The sequence below is a fragment of the Butyricimonas muris genome (genome assembly GCF_046365375.1).
Lineage (GTDB): Bacteria > Bacteroidota > Bacteroidia > Bacteroidales > Marinifilaceae > Butyricimonas > Butyricimonas muris.
The window spans coordinates 172630-190254 of sequence record NZ_JBKEIT010000008.1; the positions used below are offsets into that span (position 1 = coordinate 172630).

General features: G+C 43.6%; 10 protein-coding genes. 2 read left to right on the forward strand and 8 right to left on the reverse strand.

Annotated elements, in window-relative coordinates; all coding sequences use genetic code 11:
- Positions 1-33: 33 nt before the first annotated feature.
- The 4 genes from ACK8P8_RS14355 to ACK8P8_RS14370 all read right to left on the reverse strand — a co-directional run bounded on the left by ACK8P8_RS14355 (position 34) and on the right by ACK8P8_RS14370 (position 7330).
- Positions 34-1959 carry a RagB/SusD family nutrient uptake outer membrane protein gene (locus ACK8P8_RS14355; RefSeq protein WP_410025997.1) on the reverse strand — a complete coding sequence of 642 codons (1926 nt, stop codon included), beginning with the start codon at positions 1957-1959 and terminating at the stop codon, positions 34-36.
- A 14-nt stretch (positions 1960-1973) separates the two neighbouring features.
- Positions 1974-5429, reverse strand: coding sequence for a TonB-dependent receptor (locus tag ACK8P8_RS14360; protein WP_410025998.1), 3456 nt, complete (start codon positions 5427-5429; stop codon positions 1974-1976).
- A gap of 114 nt (positions 5430-5543) precedes the next feature.
- Positions 5544-6704 (reverse strand): FecR family protein, encoded by a 1161-nt coding sequence (locus ACK8P8_RS14365; RefSeq protein ID WP_186976059.1) that lies wholly within the window; start codon positions 6702-6704, stop codon positions 5544-5546.
- A 56-nt stretch (positions 6705-6760) separates the two neighbouring features.
- On the reverse strand, positions 6761-7330 hold the full coding sequence (locus tag ACK8P8_RS14370) for an RNA polymerase sigma-70 factor (RefSeq protein ID WP_186976058.1): 570 nt from the start codon (positions 7328-7330) through the stop codon (positions 6761-6763).
- A gap of 252 nt (positions 7331-7582) precedes the next feature.
- Between ACK8P8_RS14370 and ACK8P8_RS14375 the strand changes: the two genes are divergently transcribed.
- A complete protein-coding gene (locus ACK8P8_RS14375) occupies positions 7583-8923 on the forward strand; it encodes an ATP-binding protein (protein ID WP_186976057.1) in 1341 nt (446 codons plus the stop codon).
- 108 nt (positions 8924-9031) lie between these two features.
- Here ACK8P8_RS14375 and scpA read toward each other — a convergent pair whose 3' ends face one another.
- The 3 genes from scpA to ACK8P8_RS14390 form a co-directional block, all read right to left on the reverse strand.
- Complete coding sequence (scpA, locus tag ACK8P8_RS14380; protein ID WP_227216539.1) at positions 9032-11188, reverse strand: methylmalonyl-CoA mutase; 2157 nt, start codon at positions 11186-11188, stop codon at positions 9032-9034.
- Positions 11189-11266: 78 nt separating this feature from the next.
- A complete protein-coding gene (locus ACK8P8_RS14385) occupies positions 11267-13147 on the reverse strand; it encodes a methylmalonyl-CoA mutase family protein (RefSeq protein WP_410026000.1) in 1881 nt (626 codons plus the stop codon).
- A gap of 322 nt (positions 13148-13469) precedes the next feature.
- A complete protein-coding gene (locus tag ACK8P8_RS14390) occupies positions 13470-14945 on the reverse strand; it encodes a S8 family peptidase (protein ID WP_369860347.1) in 1476 nt (491 codons plus the stop codon).
- Positions 14946-15309: 364 nt separating this feature from the next.
- On the opposite strand from ACK8P8_RS14390, the gene ACK8P8_RS14395 reads away from it, so the two are divergent.
- Positions 15310-16206 carry a diaminopimelate dehydrogenase gene (locus tag ACK8P8_RS14395; protein ID WP_369860346.1) on the forward strand — a complete coding sequence of 299 codons (897 nt, stop codon included), beginning with the start codon at positions 15310-15312 and terminating at the stop codon, positions 16204-16206.
- A gap of 361 nt (positions 16207-16567) precedes the next feature.
- Here the strand turns inward: ACK8P8_RS14395 and ACK8P8_RS14400 are convergent, their stop codons facing one another.
- Complete coding sequence (locus ACK8P8_RS14400) at positions 16568-17491, reverse strand: fimbrillin family protein (protein ID WP_369860345.1); 924 nt, start codon at positions 17489-17491, stop codon at positions 16568-16570.
- Between the last annotated feature and the right edge of the window lie 134 nt (positions 17492-17625).

Consider the following 17625-nt stretch of genomic DNA (forward strand, 5'->3'; position numbering starts at 1 on the left):
TTTTAAGTAATAAATCTACAATCTAAAATTCATTTACCATCCCGGATTTTGAACCATTCCCGAGATTAATATTTCTTCAGCGTTGAGTGGATCAAAGTAATCTCGCGGAGCCACGAATTTATTCTTACTCCACACCACGATAGGTCCCTCTTCGTTGTTATAAAATGTTTGGGCTGATGTACCGAGGATGTTCCAACCATATTGTTTTTCGTTCATAACTTGTTGGGCTTTTAACCATCGACGTATGTTCCAATACCGGTGTCCCTCGAAAGCGAATTCGATATTATATTCCTGATGAATAATATCCCGCATCCCTACTTTTGAATCTACCTTTGCGGGGTTGTTGGAATAGGTGCGCCATGCTTCCCGTACCGGTAATATGCCTGCCCGCTCCCGTACTTTATCCAGTGGGTCGTACACGCGGTTGTCCGGTTGCTCCAAATACTCGTTCCAGGCTTCGGCTTGCATCAAATAAACTTCTGCAAGACGAATAATGGGTGCCGATTCGTTTTGAAGTCCGCCTGCGTAATTTTGGGTGGCAAGCCATGAGAAAAGATGTTTTTTCAACCAGTAACCATTGATATTTTGCCAGTCATTACTAACAAGAAAGTCTGCTTGAGTACCCCAAGGTTCTTCGTCTTTGTGAGCCTCAACAAGTAAGTTAAAGTCTACATTCCCCGTGTTTGTACCGCGTTGCCAATACATCCGGTCGCCCGCGATGCAGGCATAAAAACGAGGTTCTCTTGCCAAATGAAGATTTACTATTGTACTATTCAATGCAACAACATCCTCGTAAGCCCTGCTGCTTTCGAATCCTAATTTGTAACGGTTACTGTAATTCCAAGTCATATCGGATTCGATAGGTAGCCCGTTCACGGTATAATACATCTCGACCATCTTCATCGAGGGGGAGAGGCAACCCATTGCGGATGACTCGTAATTTACCGGATCGCCTATTAATCGAGGTAAAATATACATATAGAATTGATCCGGGTATTTCCACTCCAGTAAAAATTCTTGGTTATTAAAACGGGAATACACGCTGGCTTCAATGTCGGACATTGTGTTTAACAGTTTTGTTTTTTTGGAAGTCTGTCCCGAGTACAAACTTTTCCCTCCTTCGGCACAAATTTCGGCAGCTTTGTCTGCAGCTTCTGCTGCCAGTAGCCATTTATTCCGGTCGTAAGTTGCACTAAAAAGCGGTTCTCCATTTTTGTTTTTGAAATCAGAATAGAATGCATTCCCGTTAAACAGCGGGGAAGCGGCATAAAGCAATACTTTGGCTTTTAAGGCGTATAATGCTTCAAGACAGAACGTGTGCCCGTAGACTTCTGACCGTTGATTATACGTGGGGATATGGTCTTTCGCTTCGTCCAATAGTCTGATAACTTCTTTAAAACAAGTATCCACGGGTTGGCGAGGTAATTGATAGTGTTTCACGTCCAAATCCACCGGCATATTTTGGGGAACCAGACAGATAGGACCGTAGTGGCGTATCAATTCGAAATAGATAAAAGCTTTTAACACTTTTGTATCTGCCCGCCACCATTCACGATCCTCTTCACTGATGTTGTATGTTTTATCGATGTTTTCAAGAAGAATATTACACCTGCGGATAACAATGTACATTTGGTTCCATATTGTACCGTAAGTGTCTTGTGACATTTGTTGACCATTGGCTACTTTCAAGCCGTCGAGAGCAAGATATGAAGCTGCATTGTATAAAGCTTGACAGGTAACGAATTCATCGGCTCCCGTGTAGGCATTGTTGGTTTTGAAACTTGCAAATAAGATGTTTAAGTCACTATAAAGTGCTTTCCACCACTGTTCTACCTTCGTTTTCTGTTCAAAGATAGACTCTATGGTTTCGATGTCTTTCTCGGGTACCATATCCAAGTAATTGCACCCGGAAAGTAGGAGAATAGTACATAATATTGATAATAAATATTTTTTCATCATCACGTGTATTTAAATTAGAAACTAATATTCAATCCGACCGACCAAGTACGCTGTATCGGATAATTAAAACCGTTTTCTCCTAATTCCACGTCCCAAACTTTAAAGTTCGAGATCAAGAAGGGATTGTTAACACGGGTGTAAAATTTGATACTTTGCATCTTTAGTTTGGTTAATAAGTTTTGCGGTAAATTATAAGCCAATTCGATAGAGGTACAACGCAAGAAACTGCATTCTCGCATGAAATAAGTGGATCTACGTTGCTCGGCACCGGTTCCCGAATTTTCCTGCGGATTGTGAATCTCTATGGATTGAGTGGAAAGACGCGGCCAGAAAGGACGTGCTTTCATGTTATTTTCGCTCCAGTGGTCGTCGTAAATAGCTTTCAACATAGCCCTGTTCTCTACGAATGGACTGATCGCCATCGGGTTCATAAAGAACGCTCGTTTGCCTGAACCTTGGAAAGAGAAACTGAACTCGAAATTTTTGAAGTTAAAGAAGCCGCTGAAACCGTAAATGACACGGGGTGTCGTCGGGAAACCGATATAGGTGGCGTCATTCACGTCAATTACTCCATCGTTATTCAAATCCCGATAACGGATATCTCCCGGCATTACATCGCCGCCTTGGTGCGGAGAGTTGTCGATTTCTGCTTGATCGCGGAACAGACCTTCAGCAATGTAACCTATTTGCTGGGATAATTCCTGTCCTTTTTTACGTTGCCATTCCGGTTTGTCGGTAGCTTCTTCTATATCTTTGTAAATGGCTTTACTGTAAGTGAATGTCCCGTTCAAAATCATCCAGAAGTCCGGAGTGAAGGCGTGTTGAATCTTGCCGGAAAGATCTATACCCCGGGAGCGTGCGTTACCCACGTTACCGATCTGTAGTTTTTCCAACCCCGTTGTCGCGGGCATGGTGTAACGGTAGTCGAGAATATTGTGGCGTATTTCTTGGTAGAAATCGGCATTGATCTCTACGATACCTCCGAACAATTTGGTTTCTATACCAAGATTCATTTGTTCGGCGATTTCCCACGTGATTTTATCGTTGGGATAAGATGATATTTCATAGGTTTGTAGATTGTTTCCGTTGGGTGAAGGATCTGCCGCTTGCGTAGGTGTTAGCAATGGCAAATGAGTGAAATGCGGCTCGTTGATTACTCCGTCATTTCCTACTTTACCCCAAGAGAATCGAAATTTCAGGAAAGAGAGCCAGTGAGCCGTGTGGTTGGCTAGAAAACTCTCTTTAGAGGCAATCCATGCCACTCCTGCTGCCGGAAAGAACCCGAATCGGTGTTTATCGGCGAAACGCTCGGAACCGTTGTAGCCGAAACTGGCTTCCGCGAAGTATTTATCCCGGAACCCGTAGGTGCCACGCATAGAGAATCCCATGTTCCGGCGGGGAATACCATTCAGCACGGATGAGGCCGATGAGGTGGTCGTTTCTTGTGCGTTGAATACAGCTGTTAAACTGGTCTGATGTTCGCCCCAAGCTGCCACGTGTAGTCCCCGTACCTCGTAACTCATTTGGGTGTTTTCAGAACTACCTGTATTCTTTCGATCTTGCGTGTCCACTTGCAATGTTCTGGATGCCTCATCCGGGTTTATTGCAGTTAACGTGTGTACACCGGTTTCAAAATCATAGTTTTTTAATATGTAACGGTAAGGTTCGGTCTTGTAACCGGTGGAATAGTATCCCGTGTAGTTTACCGAGACGGATGCTCGTAGTTCCAATCCCTTGAGGATGGGGGATAAGTTATGAATGTACTCTGCTCGTGCCACGGCGGAATAACGTCGACGATCTTTATATCCCTTGTGAAGTTCCAAGTAAGGATTATTTGTTTTGTTATTTAGAGAACCGAAGCGAAGATGCGGCCATCCGTATGTTTCATCACCCGGGTACATTGCTGCAAAATCCACCGGGGAAGCGTTGAAAGCCATATAGTAAGCTTGGCTAACATCGGCTAAGGGACCGTGATACTTGTCAAGGTTTGCCGAGGAATTGATGTTCAGGCGGATACCTGCGCTCAGATCGATATTCAGGTTCGTGCGGAAAGAGAATGTATTGTTTTCGATATTACATTTGAACTGGTTCAAACGTTCTGTTTTCAACATACCCTCATCTCTGACATAATTCACTGAAGCGTAGTATTGTACTAAACGGGAACCTCCCCGGAGATTCAATCCGGCGCGATGGTTGATAGAGTAGTCATTGAACATGATATTGTACCAGTCATTGGCAGGATACACGTAAGAAGGGTAAAGGGGAGAACCGGTACGCTCGATACGGGTTACGCTGTACTGTGGCGTAGCTGACGGGTTACGTGCCAGTAATGCTTGATTGTACATCTTCATGTAGTTGATCGGATTAACCACTTCGATTTCCCTCGTTGGCATACTTGCTACCGCTTCGTACCGAACGGACGTGTAAACACTACCTTCCTGTCCTTTTTTGGTGGTTACAAGGATTACCCCGTTTGCCCCGCGAGCACCGTACATGGCAGTAGCTGATGCATCTTTCATCACGCTGAACGTTTCGATATCTTCCGGAACCATACGGGAAAGATCCAGTTTGGAAGATTCCACCCCATCGATCAAGATCAAGGGATCAATGTTGGCTTTACTTTGGAAAGAGGTGATACCCCGGATGTAGAATTTGGTATTCATTTCATCTTCCGTCAGAGCCCCGGGAAGCCCTCCGGTCTGCCAGCCGACGATACCGGCAATCTTTCCGGTAAATTGGGATGTCAAATCGCTGCTTGAAGATTTTAAGGTTCTTGCATCCACGGTGGTGATGGCTGATACCACGCTTTCCTTTTTCTGTTCACCGAAAGCCACGACAGTAACCTCTTCGATGTTTTCGGCTGTGGGATTCAGACGGACGTTTACTTTTGTTTTCCCTTTGAGTTCCACGACTTCAGTCTTGTAACCGATGTACGAGACCCGTAGAACGTCGTTTGGGCGCACGCTAATCGTGTAGCGTCCGTCTGCGTCTGTGACAACTCCTTGGGTTGTTCCTTGAATAATTACGGTAGCCCCGGGGAGGGTATTCCCCTTTTCGTCCACGATTTTTCCGGTAACGGAGATCATTTCTACTTCCGGTTTCGTTTTTTCCCGGATAGAAATCAAACTTTGTTGTACCGTGTATTCCAATCCCAGTTTGGGAAGAATCTCATCCAACAATTGTTTGACCTCTTTGTTTTCAGCTTTTGCGGAGATCTTACCTTTAGATTTTACCAATTCGCTGTTGTAGAAAAAGTCATAATCTGTTTGCTTTTTCAACTCGGCAATGATCTCGTTCAAGGTGACATCTTTCAGGTCAAGAGTTACCTTTGTCCTTTGTTGGGCTTGCGCACTCGCCGGAATGGCAGTGTACACACCTAGAAATAAGATTACGAGAAAATTTTTAAAGATTAACATCTTTCGCCATGAATTCCAACTCCTTGGTAATGCATAGTCTCGCTTTTTTTTCATAGTTTTGTGAATTAATAATTTAACATTTTATACATCCGTTTCTTGCAAGGATTCCGGTTGTATGGGTGAATAATGACAGGTTGAGGATTGATCAGGTCTTCAACCTGTATTTTTTTATTTCTTTTGAATGATGATCCGTTCGTTCGCGACAATGAATCTGATGTCACGCGTGTATTCCAGCATCTTGAACAAGGGTAAGAGATCGTCATACCGTTTTAATCGTCCGCTGAATTTTATTTCCTTTAAATTCGAATCGGCAAATTCGATATTCACGTTGTACCAACGGGTGAAGATTTGCATTAACTCTCCTAACGGCATATCTTCAAATTCATAGTAACCGTCTTTCCATGAGGTGTATTGTCGTGTATTCACGGGGAAATAGTCTGCTTTTCGGGTTTCTTTGTTGTAAGCGACTTGCATTCCCGGTTTCATGACAAAATTGTTATCGCCGCATTGTGTTTCGACCCGCCCCTCTACCAATGTCGTTTTCACCCATGCTCCTTCCGGGTAGGCATTTACGTTGAAAGCGGTTCCCAATACACGTACGGCGACCTCTCCCGTGTGCACGATAAACGGGTGGCAGGAATCGGGTGTTACTTCGAAATAGGCCTCTCCGATTAAATATACTTCTCTTGTTCCCCCGATAAATTGGTCGGGGTAGCGCAGTGAACTCCCCGCGTTGAGGTATATCTTTGTTCCGTCCGGGAGAACCAGATTATATTCCGCTCCCAACGGGACGTTCATCGTGTAGTATTCTGCTTCTCTGATTTCCGATTCGTTGGACTTGACAATCAAGGTTTGTTTGTCGGTACGCATCTCTTTATTGCTATCGGACACGATAACGGTATTTGTTTTTTGGCTGAGAAGACGTTTTTTCCCGTCGGGCATAATCAGTTCTGCCGTCGGGCGATGGAGGGATAAACCGGAAATGTAGGTTTGATTGATGTCGGCTTCTTTGCCGGGTGTATTTTCTTGTCGGAAGATAAGGAAGAAACCGACCAACAAGATGATTCCGGCAGCACAAGACGACCAATAGATGAATTGGCGTTTTCTTCTCGCTTGACGGATTCGTTTTTCTACTTTAGTAAAAGCGACGGCTTCTTTCTGGTGTTTATCCAGAATCTTTTTTTGATGTTCCAGTTTTTGAATGATCTTTTCGACCTTCTCGTTTCGGACAGTAGCGTGTTTCCATTCTTCCAACAATTGCTTTTCCTCCTTCGTAAGTGGTTCTTTGTTTAGGATTTTCGCTAATATGTCATCTATGTTTTCCTTCATAATTTGCCGTTGTTTTCTTATATATTTTCAAAACGGCAAAAAAGGGTGATATGAATTTAGAGTTTTTCTGTTAAAAGAAGTAAAATTGATAAGAAGTGTTCTTCTTGAAGGTTTTCACGCAAAAATTTGAGGGCGGTTTTCATCTGAGTTTTCACCGTGTTGATGCTTGTTCCCAATTCGTCGGCAATTTCCTGATACGATTTATCATTCAGGCAAGCCATCAAGAATACCTTCCGGCATTTATCGGGAAGACGGTCTATCGTGTTGTAAAGTAGTTCGATTTCCTCCTGATGTTCCTCCCCGGTCATATCCTCGTACGTGTCGTTTTCCTTGAAAAAGGAGGAGTGTGCGTCAAACCTCTTCTTATATTCTTTCAAAAATAAGAATGCTTGGTTTTTGACCATCTTAAAGATAAATCGGTCTAAATCACCCGTGAAAGAATGAAGTCTTTTGTTGTTCCACAAGCTGAAGAAGCAATCCTGTACGATATCCTCCGCTGCCTCAAGATCGTTTAAAATATGATAACAGTATAGTAAAAGATTGTCATAATACCTTTCAAAAAGAAGGCGGAACGCACCGCTTTCGTCTTTTGTGATTAAATCTAATATGTTATCGCGTGGATTCATTCGTTTTTTTTACTTTCACAAATGTAGTGAACTCCAAGTTTGATGCAAATTATTTGGTGGAAATTAAGTAATTTTATGCAATGTGGTCGGGATGTCAAATGATTGGCAGAAGGAGAAATGGTATGGGATTTTTGTACCCTTTCTCCCGAAATGTGACAAATTATTCGAGAAAATACCCCCGAAATGTGACAAAAAGAAATAAAAATAGCCCCCGAAATGTAACAATCGTATGGAAATTAGTATATTTGTCCTATGGTAGAAAGAATCATAATTGGGGAATTACGGGCGTGGAAAACTAAGATATCAAGGAAACCCTTGATTCTTCGTGGAGCTAGGCAAGTCGGGAAAACGACGGCAGTGAATTTATTTGCCCGAGATTTTAAACAATATATTTATTTGAATCTCGAAACGGCCCGGGATCGCAATCTGTTTATTCAATATCCCTCTATTGATACGTTAATCCAAGCTATCTTTTTCGAAAAAGAAAAACTTTTGGAGGAAAAAGATACTCTTATATTTATAGATGAGATTCAAGAAGTTCCGGAAGCGTTGAGTATGTTGCGATATTTTTATGAGCAATATCCGCAATATTGTGTTGTTGCGGCAGGTTCTTTGCTTGAATCTTTGTTTGATACAAAAATTAGTTTTCCTGTTGGGCGAGTAGAATTCAAGGTGGTCCGTCCTTTTTCGTTTCAAGAGTTTTTATTAGCCATGGATGAGGGCAATGCTTTGAAGCAATATCATAAAATCCCCATGGATACTTTTGCTCACGACAAATTGCTATCGTTATTTCACTTGTATACGCTAATCGGGGGAATGCCGGAAATAGTATTATCGTATGCTGGCAGTAAGGATATTGTTGCCTTGACTTCCGTGTTTGATTCTTTGATAGGTACTTATTTGGATGATGTTGAGAAATACACGTCAACCGCGGGGCAAACTCAAATTATGCGTCACGCTATCAGATCCGTGTTTATGGAAGCGGGGAATCGGATAAAATTCAATGGTTTTGGTAATTCTGCGTATGGTTCACGAGAAATGGGAGAGGCATTGCGGACAATCGAGAAAGCAATGTTGATTCATTTGATTTATCCCACCACACAGACCGGTGAACCTTTTATGCCGGATATGAAGAAAAGTCCCCGTCTTCAGGTACTCGACACGGGAATGTTAAATTATATGGCTCATCTTCAAAAAGAGGTTTTTGGTACCAATGATTTGAACAATGTGTATAAAGGGCATATTGCAGAACATATTGTGTGCCAAGAGTTATTGGCTCATCAGATATCATTGCTCCATAAACCTCTTTTTTGGGTAAGTGAAAAGAAAGATTCTGTGGCAGAAATAGACTTTTTAGCCTATTTAGATGGTAGAGTGATTCCGATTGAGGTGAAGTCTGGAGCAACCGGACGATTGCGTTCACTTCACTTGTTTATGGATGCTTACCGGGGTAATGTTGCCGTTCGCTTATACGCGGGTGAAATTAGAAAGGATATATTGACAACTTCAAGTGGGAAAAATTATACCTTATTAAGTTTGCCTTATTATTTGACGGGGAAAATCGGAGAATATTTGAGAGAATTTGCTTTATAAGCCGTCGTTTTTTTGATGTGTAACTTAGCCCTTAGAGAACCCGAATTCACAAAAATAAAGAGGGTAACTCTCGGTGAATTACCCTCTTCTTGTTTGTAGTGTTACTTCTTATTTTTTAGCCAAGTCAATCAAAATTTCAAGGACTTGGATAGCACTCTTCGATACCTTGGTACCGGGACCGAATACGGCGATAGCACCCGCGTCGAACAGGAATTGATAGTCTTGGTGAGGAATTACACCACCCACGTAAACGAGGATGTCTTCACGTCCCAATTTCTTCAATTCGGCGATAACGGCAGGTACAAGCGTTTTGTGTCCGGCTGCCAATGAAGATACCCCGACAACATGCACGTCGTTCTCAACGGCTTGTTTAGCGGTTTCTTCCGGGGTTTGGAACAACGGTCCCATGTCCACGTCGAACCCGAGGTCAGCGTAACCCGTTGCGACAACTTTAGCACCGCGGTCGTGTCCGTCCTGACCCATTTTGGCAATCATGATACGCGGACGACGTCCGGTCATTTCAGAGAATTGGTCTGCCAATTCTTTAGCCTTCCGGAAGTCTTCGTCTTCCTTGGCAACACTTGAATATACTCCGCTCACGGTTCTGATAACTGCTTTATAACGTCCGGCAACTTTTTCACATGCATCCGAGATTTCTCCCAAAGATGCTCTCTTCTTGGCTGCGTCAACGGCTAATTCAAGCAAGTTGCCTTCGCCTGTTTCAGCACATTTGGTGATTGCTGCCAATGCGGCGTCAACCTCTGCTTGGTTACGGTTAGCTTTCAACTCGTGCAAACGACGGATTTGTGCTTCGCGTACGGCAGTGTTGTCCACCTCGAGGATATCGATCGGGTCTTCTTTTTCCAAACGGTATTTGTTCGTACCCACGATGGTTTGTGCACCACTGTCGATACGGGCTTGCGTGCGAGCGGCAGCCTCTTCGATACGAAGTTTCGGGATACCGGACTCGATAGCTGCAGCCATACCACCCAATTTTTCTACTTCTTGGATATGTCCCCATGCTTTCTCTACCAGTTCTTGGGTCAGGCTCTCCACGTAGTAAGAACCTCCCCACGGGTCGATAGATTTACAAACGGTAGTTTCATCCTGTATATAAATCTGCGTGTTACGTGCGATACGTGCGGAGAAGTCGGTCGGAAGTGCGATAGCCTCATCCAACGCGTTGGTATGCAACGATTGCGTGTGTCCCAAAGCGGCACCCATAGCCTCGATACAAGTACGTCCCACGTTGTTGAACGGGTCTTGCTCGGTCAGTGACCAACCGGAAGTCTGGCTGTGTGTACGCAATGCCAGAGATTTCGGGTTCTTCGGGTTGAATTGTTTCACGATCTTTGCCCACAACAAACGTCCGGCTCTCATCTTGGCGATCTCCATGAAGTGGTTCATGCCGATAGCCCAGAAGAATGACAAACGGGGAGCGAAAGCGTCGATATCCATTCCGGCGTTTACCCCGGCACGCAAATATTCCAAACCGTCAGCCAAGGTGTATGCCAACTCGATATCGGCAGTAGCACCTGCTTCTTGCATGTGGTAACCGGAGATAGAGATAGAGTTGAACTTCGGCATATTCTTGGAAGTGTACTCGAAAATGTCGGCGATAATCTTCATGGAGAATTTCGGCGGGTAGATATAAGTGTTACGCACCATAAATTCTTTCAAGATATCGTTTTGGATGGTTCCTGACAATTGGTCGAGTGTTGCCCCTTGTTCCAATCCGGCAACAATGTAGAATGCCAAAATAGGAAGTACGGCACCGTTCATCGTCATGGAAACGGACATTTTATCCAATGGAATCTGGTCGAACAGGATTTTCATATCCATGATTGAATCCACAGCCACACCGGCTTTACCCACGTCACCGATTACACGCGGGTGATCGGAGTCGTATCCGCGGTGAGTAGCCAAGTCGAATGCCACGGACAAGCCTTTCTGTCCGGCAGCCAAGTTGCGGCGATAGAACGCGTTGGACTCTTCAGCGGTAGAGAATCCGGCGTATTGACGGATTGTCCACGGGCGCATCGGGTACATTCCGGAGTACGGACCGCGTAAATACGGGGGAATACCGGCAACATAGTCCAGGTGTTCCATGCCTTTTAAATCTTCGGCCGTGTACACGGGTTTTACCGGTATCAGCTCGGGTGTCAACCAATTTTTTTCTATGTGATTAGCCTTTTCCCACTCGGCAGCGGCGGTCATGGCTTTCTCTGTTGACTTGATATCTATATCTTTGAAATTTGGTTTCATCTTTCAATTTTTGATTTATAATTTACGATTTACGATTCTTGATTTTTCAATCTAAAATCTAAAATCTGAAATCTAAAATTATTTAATTCCCAATAGTTGTTGGTATGCTTTCAAGTCTTCCAGCACGTTGCATTTCACGTGAACATAGTGCTTGATACCAACCTCTTCCAATTGAGGTCTGCTCTCCGGGTTACCGGCAACCACGATGATTGCCTTGTCTTTCAACGCGGCGTAAACTTCCGGGGCAATCGTTGCGTACTCGTCGTCAGAGCTACAAATTACCACGATGTCTGCCTTATTGTCGATACATGCTTTAGCACCTTCTTCAACTGTCTTGAACCCGTTGTTGTCCATTACTTGGAATCCGGCGCAAGCGAAGAAGTTGCAAGCGAATTGAGCTCTGGCTTTACGCATAGCCAAATTTCCCATCGGCAACATGTAAACCACCGGACGGTGTCCGTTCTCTTTCGCGAACATGTCGGTTCTCAAGCGCATAGCCTCGAACGCTTGTGTTCCGCGGTAGGGTTTCAATGTTTCTACCACTGCATCCGGTGCGGTTTCGTCTTCCGGCTCTAGGATACAAGCGCAAAGTTCACGGTCAATTTTTTCGTTGAAGTTCGGGAATTGGTTCGTACCCAAGAAGTTTTCTTTCCGGTTAGCGATATCCTGATCTCTTTTCTGTGCGGTAGCTTTCACGGCTGCCTGAACAAATCCGTTCTCGATCGCTTTTACCATTCCGCCTTGTTCCTGTACTTGAAGGAATAATTTCCAAGCAGCCTCGGCAATGAATTGGGTCAATTCCTCGATGTAGTATGAACCACCTGCCGGGTCAACGATCTTGTCAAAATGAGATTCTTCTTTCAACAATAATTGTTGGTTACGAGCCACGCGTTCTCCCAATTCGGAAGGATGGCATTCGTAGATATAGTCGTACGGGTGAACCGTGAATGAGTCAACACCGCCAAGTGTTGCGGACATGGTTTCCGTTTGTGTGCGGAGCATGTTCACGTTCGGGTCGTAAACCGTCTTGTTCCATTCTGATGTTTCAGCGTGAATATTCATCTTGCACACGCAGTCACAGCAAGGATTGTAAGCCTTCACGATCTTTGCCCACAAGTAACGGGCTGCTCTCAGTTTGGCTATTTCCATGAAATATTTTGAACCGGTAGCGAAGTGGAAACGCACGCGGGGAGCGACGTCCTTCACGTCCATTCCGGCGTCAGTCAAATTGTTTAAGTATTCTACTCCGGCAGCCAGACTGAACCCGAGTTCTTGCACGATGGAAGCTCCCGAGTTATTGAACACGTATCCACCCACTTCAATGGTCTTGAAGTTTTTCAGGGCAGCGGTACTTTCGGTAGCGGCTTTTACAACGTCAAACGGTTTGGCGTCGCAGAATTTACCTTGCAAAAGGAGTTTGCTGATCGGGTCGATGTTGATTCCACCTTTAATTTTCTCCGGATCAAGACCTTTTTCGGTAACATATTCCTTGAACAGATTCAAGATAGCTACCTTGTTGCAGCAAGCCACGAAATTGATTTCGATGCATTCCAGACAAATGTCTTTTAAAAGAGCGGCCATGTCGGCTTTCGTGAAATTCTTGCAATTGGAAAGCACGAAACCGAGAGAGTCAACACCTTTGTTCAAAATATCCAACGCTTTCTTGTTTGCCTCGGCAACATCCTCTACCATGATGTCTTGGCGTACAAACCACGCGTTGTTGTCTTTTTTATTACCTCTCACGAAAGGATATTCTCCCGGGAAGCACGCTAAGTTCTTGAGGTCTTTCATATCCTCCAACCGGTACATCGGCTGCACGTTGAAACCCTCGTTTGTTCTCCAAACCAGCTTTTTATCGAAGTCAGCCCCTTTTAGGTCTGCAATGACTTTGTCCTTCCACTCCTGTGTCGTGTTGGGTGCAAATTCATTGAAAAGCTTTTCGTTTACATTCTCTGCCATAATAGATTTTTATGTATTTATTCTGTAACTGTTTGTTATTAAAAACGAAAGGCAAAATTAGGCGTTTTTGTATAAATAAAAAAGAAATTCTTCTTTATTTCTACCCCTTGATTGGATTATAAGTCTTTTTAAGAGTTGGAAGGGAGGGGTAATTTTAGATTTAATGATTTTAGATTTTAGATTGTGTCCGGTAACAAGTGCTTTTATTTAAAGAATTTTTGCAGGAATTCAGGACTTCCCCAATCTATTTTGAATTGAGTGCTTGGTAAACTACCCCTCTAACTCCCCCTTACACGGGGGGCGTTGAGTTCTCCATTTCGCCTTATCTCTTGTTCACGATTTGGTCTGCCATCTTCACGGCTTCATACGCGTTCACGATTCCACCCGCGATGCAGAGTGACGCGAAAGGAATTTGCACTGTTCCGCTATACAGGGAATATCCCAATGATCGGGACACGGTGCCGCCTCGCCGGGTGACTGCCGTTTGCATGATAATATTCTTCACTTGAATGGCGGACAATTCCGGATAATATGCCATTAATATCGCCGCTACCCCTGCCACCATCGGTGAAGCCATGCTAGTTCCGCCTTGTTGGGAATATTTGTTCCCCGAGACGGTGGAATTAATCGATTCACCCGGTGCAAACACGTCAACCTGTTTCTGCCCGAAATTTGAAAATATTGCCGGATTACCTTGTGCATCAGATGCCCCGACAATCAAGAACGAGCGGATTCGTCTTTTCCCAATATAGGGCTTGGGGTAAAGGGTAATACTGTCGGCGTTTATACTGCTATTCCCTGCCCCTCGCACGAGCAGGACACCTTTCTTTTCCGCGTACGCTAACGCCTTTTGTACCCATTTTTCCCGTGGAGACATCCATTTCGAGAAACTCATGTTTATAATATTTGCCCCGTTGTCCACCGCGTAACGAATGGCATTCGCCACATCTTTGTCATATTCGTCTCCATCCGGGATTGCTCGTACAATCATCAATTCCACGTGATTGGCAACACCGTCTATTCCAATACCGTTACCTCGTTCGGCACCGATGATTCCCGCGACGTGTGTGCCATGATCCCGTACCCGAATGTGTAACGAAGCTGACCAAAGAATGTTATTCCCGTAAAAACGCTCATTCACGTTTTCCAGATTGTCCCCGATCAAAGGGCGGTGGTCCTGCATGGGACCGAACAGATCCGTGAAATGCTTTTCCACGTTCGCTATTTTTACTTCGTCACCCTCTTCTTTTGCTTTTTCCAGTTCAAGATATATCTTTCCCACGGGAGATGTTTGAAAAAGATCACGCGAGCGGGTAAATTCCTTTTCTTCCCGTTTATTTCGTTTCTTCGCGAATAACTCGTCATAACGTTCGCGGTGTAGCATGAAGTAACGGTTTCTTTCGTCAACCCCTCGTCCGATTACCGTTCCGTCACTTTTACCAAGGAAGTTCCAGCCATGAATATCATCCACGTAACCATTTCCGTCGTCGTCTATGCCGTTACCGGGAATCTCTTTCGGGTTCACCCACAAATTGGCCTTTAGATCCTCGTGGTCAATGTCTGTTCCCGAATCGATAACCGCCACGATAACTTTCCTCTTTTTTGGTTTATCCTTTAAAAACTCGTAAGCCCGCTCAACCTCCATACCGTAGACAGAATCCTTTGAGAACGAGAGCAACGGCCAATCTACGGGAGGCTTCTTTATCTCCTTAAAAACTGTCGAAACTCCTTTAGTCTGAGCTGAAACACCCTCTGCCACACAGAAAAGTACTACCAGAGTAAACATTATAATCTTCATACTATTGATTTGAAATTATACATTAAACATTAAACATCGTTCATTAATAGGGATAAGGATTGTACCTTTATCTTATGAAGTACCGGAAAATCTTAAAAAGGTCTATTGTGAATCTATAAATTAATGATATTTGTACATCCGACTTTCTTGCCGGGGGCGAGAGAATGTCATTACCGGGATAGAGGATGGATACCTGCCTTTGATAGAGAACTAAATCTGAACAAGTCTTTCACGTGTTGAATTTTTTTTACTCGGGAGAACAGGTGTGGAATATTTAACAATCGGGTGAATTCCATGTTCTTGTCTTTTGTCGGGAAAATATTATTTCGTAATTTGCGACGTTAATTTTAAAAGCAAAAAACACATGAAGAAAATTAGAGCAGCCATTGTCGGGTATGGCAATATCGGTCACTACGTGTTGGACGCACTGGAGGCGGCCCCCGACTTTGAAGTGGCAGGAGTGGTACGTCGGGATGCAGCGAATGTCCCGGTGGAGTTGAAGGACTATTTGGTCGTGTCGGATATTGCTCAAGTCAAAGATGTTGATGTGGCAATCTTGTGTACCCCCACTCGTAGCGTGGAGGAATACGCTTCCCGAATTTTAGCCATGGGAATCAACACGGTGGATAGTTTCGATATTCACACGGAAATTACCGGATTACATAAACGTTTGGATGAGGTTGCCCGGAAACACGGGAAAGTGGCTGTTATTTCAGCCGGCTGGGACCCGGGAAGCGACTCCGTGGTACGTGCCTTGTTGGAGGCTTGCGCCCCGAAAGGGATTACATATACAAATTTCGGTCCGGGCATGAGCATGGGACATACCGTTGCCGTGAAAGCCGTGAAAGGTGTAAAAGCCGCTCTTTCGATGACTATTCCAGTGGGAACGGGTATTCATCGTCGTATGGTGTATGTCGAATTGGAGGATGGATACGATTTCAAGACCGTGGCGGAAGCTATCAAAACCGATCCTTATTTTGTGCATGACGAAACACACGTGATGCAGGTGGAGAGCGTGGATAACCTGAAAGATATGGGGCATGGCGTGAATCTTACCCGCAAAGGCGTATCCGGTAAGACTCAGAACCAGTTGTTCGAATTTGATATGAAAATCAATAATCCGGCACTGACGGGACAAATACTCGTGGCTACCGCCCGCGCTTCCATGAAGCAACAACCGGGATGCTACACGCTGATAGAGATTCCGGTGATTGATATGCTGTATGGCGATCGGACGGAGTTGATCAGGCATCTGGTGTAAACTTCTATCGGGAAATATATATTAGCGGCTTCTCTGCTTGTGACAGATGGGGAAGCCGCTATTTTATATTGCGATTTCGTCAATATTTACACCCATGTTGTGTGGAATATATTTGAATAGTGAAATCTTAACGTAATCCTTGGGTATTTATGGCTTAAAGTTGAGTTCGGTCGGCTTTGTTCGTTTCGTGTATAAAGGAAAACTCTTTTCTTTGGGATGGTCACGAGGATTATTTCTAGGGGATATAATGGATAGCTTTTTTGCACGTAGAGGTGTCTTTCGAGGTAAAATTTGTTGTGAAAAATAGGTGGAGCCGGAACGGAACTCCACTCATTTTTTACAATAATGGTATTTTCTAATATTAGTAAATATCTCCACTTCCGGTATTTCCTTGTGTCCATGGATTAACTTTTGCTTCTCCAGATATTTCTTTTTGTTTGAATGTTAACGTAATAAGGTGTGCATTGCCTTCTACTGTTGTTAAAGTTATTGGAATATTTGTGAGCGTAATATCTTTTGAAGCTATTGTTATTATGATATCTGCAGTAATAGCAGTAGCGTTTGGCTCAACCATAATGACCTCATTTGCAGGTGAGCCTTTTGTGGATTCTGCAAGTGCATAACTTTTATCGCTAAAAACTAAAATTGAACTTGTAGAAGTCGCATAACTTATTTCCCCTGTGCTTAATCCCATAGAAAGAGGTAATTTTGTACCATTTATTTTTAATTCTTTTACTGTCGCATTTGCTGTATATGATGCATCTTTCTCGAACTGAAATTTTAATTGAGATAATTTATGAGAAAATGTGGGTTTAATACAACCATTTTCTATTGTTTTATTGCCAGATATTACAGCGGCATACATGATATCTATTTGTCCTTCTTTGCCAGTAGTTGTAAATGTAATGGTTTCGTTCGCTAGAGTTCCGGCTGATTTAGGATGATAACCAATGAAGTTTTCATTACTTCCATCGGCAGGAAAATATAATTTAGATGGTAAAGTTATAACTCCATCGGTTGCAATGGTGGTGGTTAGTACCTTATCATTGGTAATAGCACTCCAATTGGGAGTTTCTCCATCTACATGAACAAGTGCAACATCATCAATCTGTTTTGTTAGTCCATCTACCGCACCTGCGCTTCTTCCAATAATAATAGGTGTGTTATCAATGCTAGCTTGTAATTTAATTTCCACCGGAGCATTCGGGTCAATCTCGTCTTCTGAAGTTGTAGTACAACTTGTCATAGCTGCTATGGCAAGTAAAGAGAAAATCATTTTTTTCATATCTTGAAGTTTTAATTTTGCTTCTGCAAATGTGAGTTGTTTTTGGAAAGGGGGATGAGTAATATGTAAAAAACAAATTCTATTTACTTTTTCGCTATCGTTTTGTATGAATTTTAAATTTTGTACGTATTCGT

What these genes read in the sequence shown, in the direction of transcription:
- ACK8P8_RS14355 (WP_410025997.1), bottom strand. Translation starts at nt 1,959, where the DNA reads ATGATGAAAAAATATTTATTATCAATATTATGTACTATTCTCCTACTT.
- ACK8P8_RS14360 (WP_410025998.1), bottom strand. Translation starts at nt 5,429, where the DNA reads ATGAAAAAAAAGCGAGACTATGCATTACCAAGGAGTTGGAATTCATGG.
- ACK8P8_RS14365 (WP_186976059.1), bottom strand. Translation starts at nt 6,704, where the DNA reads ATGAAGGAAAACATAGATGACATATTAGCGAAAATCCTAAACAAAGAA.
- ACK8P8_RS14370 (WP_186976058.1), bottom strand. Translation starts at nt 7,330, where the DNA reads ATGAATCCACGCGATAACATATTAGATTTAATCACAAAAGACGAAAGC.
- ACK8P8_RS14375 (WP_186976057.1), top strand. Translation starts at nt 7,583, where the DNA reads ATGGTAGAAAGAATCATAATTGGGGAATTACGGGCGTGGAAAACTAAG.
- scpA (WP_227216539.1), bottom strand. Translation starts at nt 11,188, where the DNA reads ATGAAACCAAATTTCAAAGATATAGATATCAAGTCAACAGAGAAAGCC.
- ACK8P8_RS14385 (WP_410026000.1), bottom strand. Translation starts at nt 13,147, where the DNA reads ATGGCAGAGAATGTAAACGAAAAGCTTTTCAATGAATTTGCACCCAAC.
- ACK8P8_RS14390 (WP_369860347.1), bottom strand. Translation starts at nt 14,945, where the DNA reads ATGAAGATTATAATGTTTACTCTGGTAGTACTTTTCTGTGTGGCAGAG.
- ACK8P8_RS14395 (WP_369860346.1), top strand. Translation starts at nt 15,310, where the DNA reads ATGAAGAAAATTAGAGCAGCCATTGTCGGGTATGGCAATATCGGTCAC.
- ACK8P8_RS14400 (WP_369860345.1), bottom strand. Translation starts at nt 17,491, where the DNA reads ATGAAAAAAATGATTTTCTCTTTACTTGCCATAGCAGCTATGACAAGT.